This window comes from Devosia sp. SL43, assembly GCF_021729885.1.
Lineage (GTDB): Bacteria > Pseudomonadota > Alphaproteobacteria > Rhizobiales > Devosiaceae > Devosia.
Window position 1 is genome coordinate 1,300,820 of sequence record NZ_CP063401.1, and the last position, 15,311, is coordinate 1,316,130.

Sequence of the window (15,311 nt, forward strand, 5' to 3'; positions counted from 1 at the left end):
CTACTGCCCGTTTTCCGGGACGTATCTCCGTTTCCGGCTCACACCGGCTCGAACTTCAAATACAGCGTCGATAGCGGCGGCAGATACACCTCCGCCTCTGCCGGCCAATGCCGCCCCTCTACGGCATAGGCCGTCACGGCACCCTGGTTGCCGGTGTTCGATCCCGAGTACCAACCGGCATCGGTATTGACCCGCTCTACCCACTTGCCGGCGATCGGCATCGGTATCTTGTACCCGACGCGTGGCACTGGCGTGAAATTGGAGACGACCAGGATCGGGTCGCTTTCCGGCGCCTTGCGCAACCAGGCAAACACCGAATTGGCGTGATCATTGCCGATCACCCATTCAAACCCGTCCGGCTCGCAGTCGCGCTCATGCAACGCCGGCAGCTGCCGATACGCCACATTGAGGTCGGCGATCAGCCGCCGCATGCCCTCATGCATCGGCGCGTCGAGCAGGTACCAATCGAGCGACCGCGCCTCGGCCCACTCCTCGCGTTGCGCAAATTCCTGGCCCATGAACAGCAGCTTCTTGCCGGGGAAACCCCACATGAAGGCGAGATAGGCCCGCAGGTTGGCGAATTGCTGCCAGTCGTCGCCCGGCATCTTCTCCAGCAGCGAACCCTTGCCATGCACCACTTCGTCATGGCTCAGCGGCAGCACGAAGTTTTCGCTGAACGCATAGACCGCACCAAACGTCATGTCGTTGTGGTGGTACTTCCGATGCACCGCCTCGCGGCTCATGAACCGCAGGGTGTCGTTCATGAAACCCATATTCCACTTGAAGCCGAAGCCCAGCCCGCCCGTGTATGCCGGGTGGCTGACGCCAGGCCATGACGTGGACTCCTCGGCGATCATGAACGTGCCAGGATGCAGCCGATAGGCTTCCGAATTCACCCGACGGATGAACTCCACCGCCTCCAGATTCTCGTTGCCGCCATGCTTGTTGGGCACCCACTGCCCCTGCTGGCGCGAATAATCGAGGTACAGCATCGACGCCACCGCATCGACACGCAGCCCATCCAGATGGAACTTCTCCAGCCAATAGAGCGCGTTGTTGACCAGGAAGCCGACGACTTCCTTGCGGCCGAAATTGTAGATCGCCGTGTTCCAGTCCGGGTGGTAGCCCTGCCGCGGATCGGCATGCTCGTAGAGCGCCGTCCCATCGAAATGCGCCAGCCCATGCGCGTCAGTCGGGAAATGCGCCGGCACCCAGTCGAGGATAACGCCCAGCCCGGCCTCATGCGCAGCATTCACGAACCGCGCAAACGCTGCCGGATCGCCATGCCGCGCCGTTGGCGCATACATGCCCGTGGGCTGATAGCCCCAGCTTGGATCGAACGGATGCTCAGTGATCGGCAGCAGCTCGATATGGGTGTAGCCCATGTCGGCCGCATAGGGCACCAACTGCTCGGCCAACTGGTCATAGGTCAGGAACCCGCCATCGGGTCTGCGCCGCCAGCTGCCCAGATGCACCTCGTAGATCGACATCGGCGTCCGCCGCCAATCGCGCGTCGCCCGCTCTTCGAGATACTTGTCGTCCGTCCAGGTGAAGGGCGTCGGATCGGGCACCACCGATGCCGTCCGCGGCCGCATTTCCGACTGCCGCGCGAACGGATCGGCCTTGAGCGGCTGCACCACGCCATCGCGGCTGACGATTTCGTATTTGTACAGCGTCCCCGTGCCCAGCACCGGGATGAACACTTCCCAGATGCCGTTCTCGAAGCGGTTGCGCATCGGATTGCGCCGCCCGTCCCATTCGTTGAACGGTCCTACCACGCTCACGCGCGAGGCATTGGGCGCCCAAACCGCGAAATGCGTGCCATGGATGCCCTCGAACTCCATCTCATGGGCGCCAAGCTTGTCGAACAAGCGCAGGTGGCTGCCCTCGCCAATATAGTAGTCGTCCATCGGCCCCAGCACCGGCCCGAACGAATAGGCGTCATAGACATCCCATTCGCCACCGGCATTCTTGGCGCGATAGCGGATCGGCTGCACCTTGGTGACGGCGACCTTGCCTTCGAAGAAGCCAGCCGCATGGCGTGGAATGAGGTGACCCAGCTCCTTGCCATCGAGCGCATAGGCGGTGAGAAGTTCGGCATGGGGGACAAAGGCGCGCAGCACCCACTGACCGTTGATCTCGTGCAGGCCCAGAAATGCGAACGGGTTGGAGTGCCGTCCAGCGACGACCGCCTCCACTTCCCGCGAATCGGCTTGCCAGTCTTCCTTGGTCACACGCACGCTCCCCCGACAGATGCAGCTGGCCCCCGGCCGTGCCACCTTAACTAAAATGCGCGGCGATCTGATCTTCCGTCAGTTTCGCCGCATGAACGTCCCTAGGCTGTCGCAACACCCCAGATTTCTTTTGCGTATTGCCGGATTGTACGGTCCGACGAGAAGAATCCGACACTGGCCGTGTTGCGGATCGCCATGGCGTTCCACCGCCGCTTATCGGCCCATATCTTGTCGACCTCTGCCTGGGCCGCGACATAGGCGTCGAAGTCCCGGGCGACCATGAACCAGTCGTGGTCATAGAGCCCGCCAATCAGGTCGCGATAACGGTTCGTATCGTCAGGCGAGAACACGCCGGACGAAATGGACTCCAGCGCCTCCTTGAGCCGTGGCGACGCATCGATGGCGCCGCGCGGCACTTCGCTCTTCGCGCGCTTGTCGTTCACTTCCTCGGTGGTGAGGCCGAAGATCACGATATTGTCTTCCCCCACTTCCGTGTGCATTTCCACATTGGCGCCGTCCATCGTACCGATGGTGATGGCGCCATTGGCCATGAACTTCATGTTGCCGGTGCCCGAAGCTTCCATGCCCGCCGTCGAAATCTGTTCGCTGAGATCGGCTGCCGGCACGATGACTTCCGCAAGGCTCACATTGTAGTTGGGCAGGAACACCACCTTGAGCAGCCCACGCACCGCCGGGTCATTGTTGATGACCTTGGCGACGTCATTGATCAGCTTGATGATGAGCTTGGCGTTCCAGTAGCCCGGAGCCGCCTTACCCGCGAAAATCTTAACGCGCGGCGCCCAATCCCGTTCCGGATGCGCACGGATTTCATCATACAGCGCAACGGCTTGGATAATGTTCAGCAACTGGCGCTTGTATTCGTGGATACGCTTGATCTGCACATCGAACATCGCGTCCGGCGACACCACGATATTGAGCCGATCCTTGATCAGCTTCACCAGCCGCTGCTTGTTGGCCTGCTTCACCTCGGCGAACTGGCCCTGGAAGGTCGGATCATCCGCATGCGCGTCGAGCCCCTTCAGCAGGTCGATATCATCAAGGAATCCGGGCCCGATCCGGTCCGTAATCAGCTTGGTCAACCCAGGATTGCACTGCATCAGCCAGCGCCGCGGCGTGATGCCATTGGTCTTGTTGTTGATGCGATCCGGATAGAGCTTGTGTAGGTCGGAGAACACGGTCTGCTTCATCAGTTCCGTATGCAGCGCCGACACGCCGTTGATCGAGTGCGACCCGACAAATGCCAACTGCCCCATGCGGACGCGCCGGCCGCCATTCTCGTCGATCAACGACACATTGGCGACTTGCGCATCGGTGAACTTGGCGCGCACCCGCGCGTCGGTCAGCACCTCGGCGTTGATCTGGTAGATGATCTGCATGTGGCGCGGCAGCAGCCGCTCCAGCAGCGCCACCGGCCAGCTCTCGAGCGCCTCGGGCAACAGCGTGTGGTTGGTATAGCCGAACGTGCCCTTGGTCAGCTTCCAGGCATCGGCCCACTTGATGCCATTGTCATCGACCAGGATACGCATCATCTCGCAGATCGAAATCGCCGGATGCGTGTCGTTGAGATGGATGGCCACCTTGTCGGGCAGCGAGCCCAGGTCGCCATACTGCTGCAGATGCCGCCTGACGATGTCCTGCAGCGATGCCGAGGAGAAGAAGAATTCCTGCCGCAGCCGCAATTCCTGCCCGGCCGCCGTCGAATCCGCCGGATAGAGCACCCGCGTAATCGCTTCCGCCCGCGAGCTTTCCTCAAGTGCGCCGATATGGTCGCCCGAGTTGAACTTGTCGAGCAGGATCGGGTCGATCGGCTGCGCGCTCCACAACCGCAGGGTGTTCACCCGAGCCCCGCGCCAACCGACGATCGGCGTGTCATAGGCCACGGCCAACAGGTGATCGTTCGGCCGCCACTCCTGGCGAAGCGTACCGTCCGGATCGGTCACCGGCTCGACATGCCCGCCAAAGCCGACTTCATAGGCACTTTCGCGGCGTTCGAATTCCCACGGATTGCCGTGCGCCAGCCATTCTTCCGGCAGTTCGACCTGCCAGCCTTCGCTCATTTCCTGGCGGAACAACCCGTGGACATAGCGGATGCCATAGCCATAGGCGGGGATCTTCACCGACGACATGGATTCGAGGAAACATGCCGCCAGACGCCCGAGGCCACCATTGCCCAGAGCCGCGTCGGGCTCGAGGTTGATCAGGTCGGCCAGATCGACATTGAGATTCTTGAGCGCGTCGCGCACCGGCTCGATCAGCCCGACATTGCTCATCGCATCGCGCATGAGCCGGCCGATCAGGAATTCGAGGCTGAGATAATAGACGCGCTTGTGCGACGTCCGCCATGTCTCGCGGGACGACTCCATCCAGCGGTCCATAACACGGTCACGAACCGCCAGAATCGTTGCCGCCAGCCAGTCATGTGGCCGGGCGACGATCGGGTCCTTGCCGACCGAATAGATCAGCCGTTCGAGAATTTCAGCCTGAATGGCTTCAACGGTGGTAGCGCGAGGCTCCGGCGTAGGGGCGTCGTAAACGATCGGCTGTTGCGGCATATCGCAATCCCGTTTTCATATCGAACAGTTTCCCCTCTGTCGGACTTTAGTCTTGCACTTAATTTGGGCAGGCGGAAGCCCCTACGCGTCGCGTCGCTGTTATGCCGGCTGCGTGGGGTGCGCACTCTTGGCCACGGCGTCGTCGGCTGCAGTCTGCGGAATCGAAACACCGCTTTCGCGCGCCTGATCCTGAGCATTGCTGATCAGCAGCCGATCCAGGTTACGCCAGTCCTCGCCCGACAATTGCAGGTCGAACCGCTGGCGATCTCGATCACGAACACCATCGACCACCTCTTCAGTTTCCTCATCGCTGGCCCCCAGCATCCTGATCGCCTGACCACCAAACGTCAGCGCCGATTCGAACATCTCTCGCAGCTGATATTCCACCCCGGCATGCACCAGCTCGATGGCATGGGCGCGATCAAAGGCGCGCGCCATGACCCGCACCAGCGGAAATTCGTCGCGCACCAGTTCGGCAATTCGCAGCGTTTGAGCCTTCTGGTCCGAACAGATCAAAATCAGATCGGCTGTCTCCGCGCCCGCGGCCCGCAGGATATCCAGTCGCGTACCATCGCCGTAGTAAACCTTGAAGCCGATCTGCGCTGCAGCGCGTATCATCTCGGTATCGTTGTCGATGATGGAAACCGAATGCCGTAAAGCCAGCAGCGGCTGGCTGGCAATCTGCCCGAAACGCCCAAAGCCGATAATGAGAATGCGGCCCGAGAGCCCACTGACCTCTTCAACACCCTCCATCGACTGCTCCGCCTGCTTGGGCAGCACATAGCGCAAACCGATGATGAAGAACGGCGTCAACACCATCGAGACGATCACCGTTGCGGTGAAGATCGCATTGGTTGGCCCATCGATGATCCCCGCAGAAACCGCCGTGGTGTAGAGCACGAAGGCGAACTCGCCGCCCTGCCCCATCAGCACCGCCCGCTGCAGCGCGTCGCCGTGGCTCGATTTCAGCAGCCGCGCGATCACATAGATCGCTCCAGCCTTGACCAGCATGAATGCCACCACGCTGATCGCAATGATTTGCCAGCTCGCGGCCACGATTCCGATATCAAGCGACATGCCGACCGCCAGGAAGAACAGCCCCAGCAGAATACCGCGGAACGGCTCCACATCAGCCTCCAGTTGATGCCGGAAGGTCGAGGTCGACAGCAGCACACCTGCCAGGAACGCACCCATGGCCATCGACAATCCGCTGGCCTGGAACAGCAATGCGGCACCGAGCACCACCAGCAGCGCCGCTGCCGTCATCACCTCGCGCAGCTTGGTCGAGGCCAGCAGCGCAAAGAACGGGTTCATGATTCGACGGCCAACAAAGATCAACAGCAGTACGGCGCCGATCGGCGCGGCAATGCTGAGCAGCCGCGTGACCATGTCGACCTCTTCGCCACTGCTCGGCGCTAGGATCGCCACCAGGGCCAAGAGCGGCACGATGGCGAGGTCTTCGAGCAGCAGGATCGAGACCATCTTCTGCCCGCCATCCGTGGCGAGCTCACCGCGCTCACCCAGGATTTGCATGACGATGGCTGTCGACGTCAGCACGAAGCCCATGCCGAAAATGAACGCCACCACAGGCGCAAATCCCAGCAGCACGCCAACGCCGGTCAACAGCGCCCCGCAGCTCGCGACCTGGATGACGCCAAGCCCGAATATCTGCTTGCGCAAGGCCCAGAGCTTGCTCGGCTCCATTTCGAGCCCGATGATGAACAGGAACATCACCACGCCGAGTTCCGCCGTGGTCAGTACCGATTCCGGATCGTTGATCAGCCCCAGCCCGGATGGCCCCAGCAGCAGCCCTGCCGCGAGATAGCCTAGCACCGATCCAAGCCCCAGCCGCTTGAACAACGGCACGCCGATCACCGCGGCGCCGAGCAGCGCCACTACCGGAATCAGATCCACGCCATGATGGGCCGCTTCCACCGCATGCCCGACAACTTCACCCGCCACGAAAGTCTCCGCACCTGTTCAGGCGCAGACTCTTTCGTTCGGCGTGCAAGACGTCAAGCATGCTGGCTGCATGGACGCCCTACGCCGCCGTCTCCACCCCGCTCGGCGCGGTTCCCTCGGGCGGCTCAAACCGCTCTTCCTTGCGCTTTTCGTTCGGTTTTTCAGCATCTTCCGCCTGCTCGCGGATAGCCTTGGCCGTATTGGCCAGCAATTCCTGCCGCGCCGTCATATTCCGCGTCCGCCGCACCGGCTTGCTGGGCACCATCGGCTTGCTGGGCAGCATATGGGCCAGCACGGATGTCGCGATCAGTAGCGTCGGCACCGCCACCAGGCCGCCCACCGGCCCCCAGGCCCACAGCCAGAAGGTGATCGAGAGGAAAATAATGAACGGATTCAACGTCATCGTCCGCCCGATAAAGTGCGGCGTGACGATCTGGCCCTCAATGAAGTTGATGGCCACATAGCACCCCACCGGCAACAGGATATTCTCCAGCCCCGTCTGCGTTCCCAGCCCGACAGCCAGCAACACCAGCACCATCACGCCTTGCCCCACATAGGGGATATAATTCAGTACCGCCGCCAACGCGCCCCACAGGATGGGCGAGGGCATGCCGATGGCCCACATGGCCAGCGAAACCGCGCAGCCGACACAGGCATTGATGAAGGTGATCGACAGCAGGAACCGGCTAACCTTCTGCTCCACATCGCGGAATACATGCGCCGTGCGCCACCGCATGCGCCGGCTGACACACAGCGACAGCACCGAGATGCGGATATGTCCGCGCGTTGCCACGAAGAAATAGAGGCTGGCCAGAAAGATCAGCACCTGCGCCAGGATAGCTGGCGCCAGCATGGCGAGGCTGATCACCTGCCCGCCATCTTCCACCGTCACGGCCATGGCATTGGTGCTGCCGAAAATGCCGGAAATCTGCTCCTGGAAGGCGCTCAGCGCCTGGAGCGGCCCCTGCAGATTTTCCAGTTGCAACTGCAGCTTGTTCCAGATCAGCGGCGCACGCGCCACCCATTCGGACAGCGGCACCGCGAACAGGGTCACGCCGGCCGCGATGACGCCGATCAGCATCAATACGACCACACCGGCGGATAAAGCCGGCGGAACGCCGAACCGTTCGACCCTATCGGCTACCGGCCCGAACATCAGCCCGATGACAATGGCGAGTGTGACGGGCGCCAGGAACACCTGCCCGACCTGCAGCGCCACCAGCAGCGCGAGAAAGCCGACAAATATCATGGCGATGCGCGAGGCATTGCCTGTCACGCGCTCGAACTGGCTTTCGCTCATGTCTTCAGGTGCCGCCGCTACTTTGACTGCGCGTGCCATGATTTTTCCATCTTTGGGACCCCTCGCCACCAAGCAACGCCGCGTCCCCGCAAACGTTCCGTTGAGCAAGTCCGCCGCGCCCGGTCGACCGAAGGGTCGCGACTCGCTAATGTCTGCCCCGACCCAACGCTCAAGAGTTGCCCATGCCACGCAAGATCATCATCGACACCGACCCCGGCCAGGACGATGCCGTCGCCATTCTTTTGGCGCTGGCCTCCCCCCAGGAGCTTGAGGTGCTTGGCGTTGTGGCGGTGGCGGGCAATGTGGGCCTGCATCATAATGCCAACAATGCCCGCAAGGTGGTCGAATTGGCCGGCCGTCGCGACATTCCGGTCTATGCCGGCTGCGCCCGCCCGATGCGCCGACATCTCGTCACCGCCGAGCATGTCCATGGCGAAACCGGCCTCAATGGCCCCGATCTCCCCGAGCCCACCATTCCTCTGCAGCCCCAGCACGGCGTCGACTACATCATCGACACCCTGATGGCGGCCGACCCCGCCACCATCACGCTTTGCACCCTGGGCCCGCTGACCAATATCGGCATGGCGCTGATCAAGCAGCCTGCCATCGCCGAGCGCATCGCCGAGATCGTCATGATGGGCGGCGCCTATTTCGAAGTCGGCAACATCACGCCGGCCGCCGAATTCAATATCTATGTCGATCCCGAAGCTGCAGACGTCGTCATGCGCTCGGGCGTGCCGATCACCATGCTGCCGCTCGACGTGACCCACCAGATCCAGTCGACGCCGGAGCGCCTCGCCGCCATCCTGGCGCTGGGCAACAATAGCGGCCGCGCCGTCCACGCCATGCTGACCTTCTCGGAGACCTTCGACCTGCAGAAGTATGGCTGGGCCGGCGCCCCGCTGCATGACCCTACCGTCATCGCCTACCTGCTGCAGCCCGACCTCTTCGAGGGCCGCCATTGTAACGTCTCGATCGAGACAGCGAGCGAACTGACCTTCGGCATGACAGTAACCGATTACTGGCACGTCACCGGCAAGGTGCGGAACGTCAACTACCTGCGCAGCGGCAATGCCGATGGCTTCTACAAGCTGCTGACGGAACGCCTCGCCCGTCTCCCCTGAGACTATCACCAAAGCGTGATGCAACCGTTGAAACTGCGTCCGTGAAACGGCCGTAGCTCCCTGCAACCGAACCGAAGGCATGGACCGACGGCCGGCTCAACAGGGAGATACCAATGCATTTCGTCAAGCTGGCCGCCGTGGCCGCGTTCGCACTGCTTTCGTCTACTGCTGCCTTCGCGCAGAGCAATCCGATGGTTGGTGGCGCAGCCATGTTCGCCGACAAGAACATCGTCGAGAATGCCGTCAACTCGGCCGACCATACGACGCTGGTCGCCGCCGTTACCGCAGCTGGTCTCGTCGAGACCTTGCAGAGCGCCGGCCCGTTCACCGTCTTTGCCCCAGTCAACGCTGGTTTCGCCAAACTGCCGGCCGGTACGGTCGACACCCTGCTGATGCCCGCCAATAAGGCACAGCTGGTCAAGGTGCTGACCGCCCACGTCGTCGCCGGCAAAGTTTCTGCCGCCGACCTGCTGGCCGGTATTGCCGCAAGCAGCAATGGGCAGTTCAACCTGCGCACCGTCAGCGGCGATGCCCTCACCGCTATTGCGCGCGGCAATGCCATCTTCATCTATGACGAATCCGGCGGCGCTGCCCGCGTCACCATCGCCGATGTCAACCAGTCCAACGGCGTCATCCACGTCGTCGACGACGTGCTGCTGCCCAAGTAAACAGACGCCGCAACAACCGAAGGCCCTGCGCCTGCGCAGGGCCTTTGCTTTTCCGGCGCCCGGGATTAGTGTCCGCCTCCCAATCCGAGGCCCGACATGGAACCGTTCACCCTCCTGACCTTCACCATCGCCTACGCCATTGCGGTGCTGGTTCCCGGCCCCGGCGTCGCGGCCGTCGTCGCGCGCGCCCTGGGCGGCGGATTCAAGGGCGCTTTCCCGATGGTTCTGGGTATCCTGGCCGGCGACCTAGTCTACTTCGTTTTCGCCGTGTTCGGCCTTGCCGCCATCGCCACCTGGTTCGGCCCGGTCTTCGTCATCGTCCGCTGGGCCGGCGCCGCCTATCTGCTCTACATCGCCTATAAATTCTGGACCGCCAGGCCGGGCGCTGAGCAGATGAAGCCCAAGAACGAGGACTGGCTTAGGACCTTCCTCGCCGGGTTCTCGCTGACCATGGGCAATCCCAAGACCATCGTCTTCTACCTGGCGATCCTGCCAACGGTGATCCCACTCGACCAGATGAACCCGGTCGCCTTCGCCGAACTCACCTTCATTGTGATCGTGGTGCTGCTGATCATCGGTTGTGGCTACGCCTGGCTCGCCTCGGCCGCACGCGAAATGTTCAAGAGCGAGCGGGCCCTGGGCCGGCTCAACAAGACGGCCGGTGCGATGATGGCCACGGCCGCCGGGCTGGTCGTCTGGCAGCACTGACCTCCCAAGGTTCAGGCGAGCGAAAGCGCCGCCTGGATTGCGGTTATCGTGAAGTGGGCGCATGCCGTGGCAGCGAGCGGACCCCGAGACGGCCTTCGCCTCTGGTAAAGTAAAAAGTGAGACGGAAGCCGTCTCGGGGTGCCGGTTTTTGGAACGTTTCCGGCGGCGGGAAGTCATAGCAACCCACGGCCGAAACGCGAACCTGTGGGAGAAGGCAAAATCCCCACCCGGCTCACCCCACCACTGTTCGCCTGCAGGCCGCCGTGTGGAGTGATGGGGGGAGTGTACGGGAGGAATTGGGGGCGGGGATAAGGGGGATAAGTCGGGGTTTTGAGCGTGTGGCCCCACCCCACCCAGTTTCGCTACGGCCCTATGGGCCTAGCTGCACTACCTCCCCCATCTAGGGGGAGGTGTCTCTCCACTCTTGGGGCTCGATCCAGTTCAACCCACAGAACGGCACCTCCCCCTTGATGGGCTTGGAGCGGCCCGGAGGGACAATCGCTCCAGTGGAGCGATTTGAGCGATCAAGGATGGGAGTGGGTGTGGGTTGGCCCGGATGTCGGGGCTCTCGTCCCCACCCGAGCGACACTAGGCGCTGCGCGCCAACCTATGCTTGCCCTCCCCGCAAGGGGGGAGGGAAGAATCGGTGGCTGCCCTAAATCGCCCGCTCGGTCACCGGATCGAACAAATGCACATGCTCCGGCGCGATCGACACCCCGATCGTGTCGCCAGCCTTCACATTCACCCGCCTTGTCTCGACCACCGTCATTTCCGGGTTCGTGCCCGTCGTCACATAGGTCATCGACCCGGTCGATTCGACCACCGCCACCGGCAGGCGCAGCGTGGCCGCATCGAGCCCCGCCACCACCAGATGCTCTGGCCGCAGGCCCACAATCACCTTCCGCCCGGCCTCGACCGTCCGTCCCAGCGGTAGCGACAGCGATCCAGCAACCTCCAGCGATACCGTCTGGCCATCGGCCCCGATCGTACCCGGCACGAAATTCATCGCCGGCGAGCCGATGAAGCCCGCCACGAACTTGCTCACCGGACGATCGTAAAGCTCCAGCGGCGAGCCCTGCTGCTCGATCACCCCGTCGCGCATCACCACCACGTGGTCGGCCATGGTCATGGCCTCGATCTGGTCATGCGTCACATAAACCGAGGTTGCGCCAAGCCGATCATGCAGGGCGCGGATTTCCTTACGCATATGCACGCGGAGGGCCGCATCGAGGTTCGACAGCGGTTCGTCGAACAGGAACGCCTTGGGATTGCGGATGATCGCCCGGCCCATGGCCACGCGCTGGCGTTGACCGCCAGAAAGCTCGCGAGGATAGCGCTTGAGCAGTGCCGATAAACCCGTCGTCGCAGCGACTTCCGCCGCCTTCTGCTTGGCCTCGGCCTTGCCCACACCGTGCAACCGCAGCGAATAGGTGAGATTCTCTTCCACCGTCATATGCGGATAGAGCGCATAGCTCTGGAACACCATGGCGACGTCGCGCTTGCGCGGCGGCACGCCGGTCATCGGCGCCCCGGCGATCTTGAGCGTGCCGGAGGTGATCGTTTCCAGCCCCGCGATCGACCGCAGCAATGTGGATTTGCCGCAACCTGACGGCCCCACCAGAGCCACGAAGCTGCCCTTCTCGATCGAAAGGCTCACATTCTTGAGCGCGTGGAAGGCGCCATAGTGCTTGTCGATATTGGTCAGCTCGATCTGTGCGCTCATTTGAGGGCTCCCGAGGTAAGGCCGGAGACGATGCGGCGCTGCAAGAGGACGAAGACGGCCAGGATCGGTGTCACGTAGATTGCCGAATAGGCCATGATGGAATTCCAGTCGCTCGAATTGGGTCCGAGGAAGCCGGAAAGTCCGACGCTGGCGGGCTGCAGGCCCGGATCCTGGATGATCGACTTGGAGTAGATATATTCGCCGAATGACCCCATGAAGGTGAGGATGGCGCAGACGAGGATGCCGTTGCGCGCCAGCGGCAGCACGATCGAGAAAAACGCCCCGATACGCGAATTGCCATCCACCAAAGCCGCTTCTTCCAACTCACGCGGCACGCTCATGAAGGTTGCGCGCACCAGCACCACGAAGAACGGCATGGATTTCGCCGCGGCCGCCAGGATCACCGCTTCGCGCGGGAAATTGAGCAGGCCGATCTGGTTGAAGCCGACAAAGAGCGGCGTGATCATCACCGAGGCCGGCAGAACCTGCAGCATCAGGATCAGGAACAGCCCGACATCGACCCAGACGCTGCGGTAGCGGGCCAGCACATAGGCGCAGCCCGTACCGAAGATGACGGTGATCGCCGTGACACCCGAGGCGATGAACAACGAGTTCCCGAGGAACGTCGCCATCGTCCGCCGTGCCCAAACCGCTGGATAGATGCTCGGATCGGGCGCCAGCGGCCAGAAGGTCGGTGGGTTGGCGAAGATTTCCGAGCCCGTCTTGAGGCTGGTCACATACATCCAGTAGAGCGGGAACAGATAGAACGCCGCCAGCACCAGCGCGAGGGCCAGCAGAAGCCATGGAACATAGGGCCGGGTCATCCGCGCACCTCGTGGCGGGTCGAGCGGACATAGATGATCGAGGCGAACAGCACGAGCAGGAACATCATCACCGAAATCGTCGCACCCTTGGCGAAATCATAAAGCTGGAAACTCATCTGCCACGACCAGTAGCCCGCCACCGTCGACGTATTGGCTGGGCCTCCCTCGGTAATGGCGGGAAACAGATCGAACTGCTGCAGGGTGCCGATCAGCCCGAGCGACAGAACTGCGCCGATGGTCGAGCGCATCATGGGCAGGGTGATGGTCCAGAAGCGCTGGAAGGCATTGGCGCCGTCAAGTTCGGCGGCCTCGTAGAGATCGCGCGGAATCGCGGCGAGCCCAACGGACAGCAGCAGCATGTTGAAGGCCAGCCCGAGCCAGATATTGGCAATGACAACGGCCCAGATCGAAAACGCCGGGTCCGACTTCCAGAACACCGTGCCATCGATCAGCCCAACCGCCTTGAGCACGGTGTTGAGCACGCCGAAGTCGCCGGCCAGGATCCAGCTCCAGATGGCGCCGACCACCAGGCCCGGCATCACCCAGGACACGAGGAACAGCCCACGGATGGTCGAAGCGCCCGGGAATTTCTGCGCGAAGAAGATCGCCAGCGCGAAGCCGAGAATGAACTGCCCACCCATCGAGGCAAACACAAAGATGAGGGTATTCTTGGTCACCAGCCAGAATTCGGGCTGCTGCACCACAGCGACATAGTTGGAAAAGCCAGCCCATGGCCGGATCAGCGTGCCCAGGGTGAACATGTCCACCTGCTGGAAGCTCATCAGCACGTTATAGACCAGCGGCAAGCCGGCCAGTGCCAACAAGAACAGCAAAGCCGCCCCTACCAGGATCAGATCGAACCCGACGCCATCGCGCAGGCTGTTGAAGAACCGGGACATCACCCCTCCACCACGAAAATCGATATGACCGGCCGGATTGCTCCGGCCGGCCCAGTCAGGGAGGAAGAGTTAGCCGACGATGCCCTTGATCGTGGCCTGCGCCTGGTCGAGCGCGTCCTTGGCGGAGATCTGGCCGGTCAGGGCCTGCTGCATGGCATCATAGATGGCCTTGGAGATCTTCTGCCATTCCGGATGCGGACCGCGCGGCTGGGCGAACTGGAGCTGTTCCTGGAACACCTTCAGTGCCTCGTCTTTCAGCGCGATGCCGGTCACCGGCAGCTCGATATCGCTGCGAGCCGGGATGTTGCCGAATTCTTCGAAGATGCGGTGATCCTGGGCCGCGAAGTATTCGAGCGCGCGGAAGGCTTCGTCCGGGTGCTTGGTGGTCGACATGATACCCCAGTCGAACCCGCCCAGAGCCGACGAGCGCGTGCCGCCATCGGTGATCGTGGGCAGCAAAGCCACGCCCCAGTCGAACTTGGCATCGGAGACCATGCGGTCGATTTCCCATGGGCCGGAAATGGCCATGGCCGCATTGCCCGAATTGAACGTGCCGGTGGAATCCCACTGGCCCAGGCTCAGCACGTCCTTGGACGCCCAACCGTTGTCGACGATCTTCTTCCACAGGTCGAGAACTTCGACAGCGCCATCGACATTGACGTTGTCATAGTTGCCGCCGGCTTCCTGGATGATCGGCAGGAACTGGAACGTGCCTTCTTCGCCAGCACGGGCCGAGAAGGTTGCGCCATAGACGTTGTTAGCCGGGTCGGTCAGCTTTTCGGCATATTCGGCAAACTCAGCCCAGGTCTTCGGCGGCTCGGTGATACCGGCCTTGGCGAACAGGTCCTTGTTGTAGAAGATGCCGATGGTGTCGGTGTATTTCGGGATGCCGAAATACTTGCCATCCCAGGTCACCGAGTTCAGCGGGCCTTCGAAATAGTTCTCGGCCTTGATGACCTCCGAAGCCGCAATGCGGTCGGTGATGTCGAGCATGGCACCGCGCGACGAGAACAGCGCGAAGTCAGGGTTGTCGAACGACACGATATCTGGGGCATTGCCGGTGGCGAAGGCGCGCAGCGTCTCGTTCACCAGGTCGTCGAAGGGGACGATGCGGTATTCGACAACAATATCCTCGTTGGCTTCATCGAATTCCTTGGAGAACGTGTCGGCGATACCGACGCGGTCATTGCCGTCGATCGACCAGATCTTGAGCGTGACTTGCGCCATGGCCGGAGCGGCCATGCTCATTGCGCCGATCGCGACGCCGGCCAACAGGCCGAGATGTTTCAGCTTCAT

General features: G+C 62.2%; 11 protein-coding genes. 3 read left to right on the forward strand and 8 right to left on the reverse strand.

Features of this window, described 5'->3' with window-relative positions:
- Window positions 1–38: 38 nt before the first annotated feature.
- The 4 genes from glgB to IM737_RS06450 form a co-directional block, all read right to left on the reverse strand.
- Window positions 39–2,240, reverse strand: coding sequence for a 1,4-alpha-glucan branching protein GlgB (gene glgB, locus IM737_RS06435; protein ID WP_442874175.1), 2,202 nt, complete (start codon window positions 2,238–2,240; stop codon window positions 39–41).
- 95 nt (window positions 2,241–2,335) lie between these two features.
- Window positions 2,336–4,807, reverse strand: coding sequence for a glycogen/starch/alpha-glucan phosphorylase (locus IM737_RS06440; protein WP_236899094.1), 2,472 nt, complete (start codon window positions 4,805–4,807; stop codon window positions 2,336–2,338).
- Between the two features lie 99 nt (window positions 4,808–4,906).
- The gene (locus tag IM737_RS06445; RefSeq protein ID WP_442874195.1) at window positions 4,907–6,742 is read right to left on the reverse strand and encodes a monovalent cation:proton antiporter-2 (CPA2) family protein; all 1,836 of its coding nucleotides are present in this window, start codon (window positions 6,740–6,742) and stop codon (window positions 4,907–4,909) included.
- Window positions 6,743–6,848: 106 nt separating this feature from the next.
- A complete protein-coding gene (locus IM737_RS06450; RefSeq protein ID WP_236899096.1) occupies window positions 6,849–8,108 on the reverse strand; it encodes an AI-2E family transporter in 1,260 nt (419 codons plus the stop codon).
- 137 nt (window positions 8,109–8,245) lie between these two features.
- Here IM737_RS06450 and IM737_RS06455 point away from each other — a divergent pair, with 137 nt between their 5' ends.
- From IM737_RS06455 to IM737_RS06465, 3 genes are all read left to right on the forward strand, one after another.
- Window positions 8,246–9,193, forward strand: a complete 948-nt coding sequence (locus IM737_RS06455; protein ID WP_236899097.1) for a nucleoside hydrolase — start codon at window positions 8,246–8,248, stop codon at window positions 9,191–9,193.
- Between the two features lie 113 nt (window positions 9,194–9,306).
- Window positions 9,307–9,861 carry a fasciclin domain-containing protein gene (locus IM737_RS06460; RefSeq protein ID WP_236899098.1) on the forward strand — a complete coding sequence of 185 codons (555 nt, stop codon included), beginning with the start codon at window positions 9,307–9,309 and terminating at the stop codon, window positions 9,859–9,861.
- Window positions 9,862–9,957: 96 nt separating this feature from the next.
- Window positions 9,958–10,569, forward strand: a complete 612-nt coding sequence (locus tag IM737_RS06465; protein ID WP_236899099.1) for a LysE family translocator — start codon at window positions 9,958–9,960, stop codon at window positions 10,567–10,569.
- Between the two features lie 655 nt (window positions 10,570–11,224).
- On the opposite strand, the gene IM737_RS06470 is transcribed toward IM737_RS06465, so the two are convergent.
- From IM737_RS06470 to IM737_RS06485, 4 genes are all read right to left on the reverse strand, one after another.
- Window positions 11,225–12,292, reverse strand: a complete 1,068-nt coding sequence (locus IM737_RS06470; RefSeq protein WP_236899100.1) for an ABC transporter ATP-binding protein — start codon at window positions 12,290–12,292, stop codon at window positions 11,225–11,227.
- Window positions 12,289–13,116, reverse strand: a complete 828-nt coding sequence (locus IM737_RS06475; protein WP_236899101.1) for a carbohydrate ABC transporter permease — start codon at window positions 13,114–13,116, stop codon at window positions 12,289–12,291. Before IM737_RS06475 ends, IM737_RS06470 begins: the two co-directional genes overlap by 4 nt.
- On the reverse strand, window positions 13,113–14,015 hold the full coding sequence (locus IM737_RS06480; protein ID WP_236899102.1) for a carbohydrate ABC transporter permease: 903 nt from the start codon (window positions 14,013–14,015) through the stop codon (window positions 13,113–13,115). The genes IM737_RS06475 and IM737_RS06480 overlap by 4 nt, the downstream gene beginning before the upstream one ends.
- A 69-nt stretch (window positions 14,016–14,084) precedes the next feature.
- Entirely contained in the window at window positions 14,085–15,311 is a 1,227-nt protein-coding gene (locus IM737_RS06485; protein ID WP_236899103.1) for an ABC transporter substrate-binding protein, read from the reverse strand.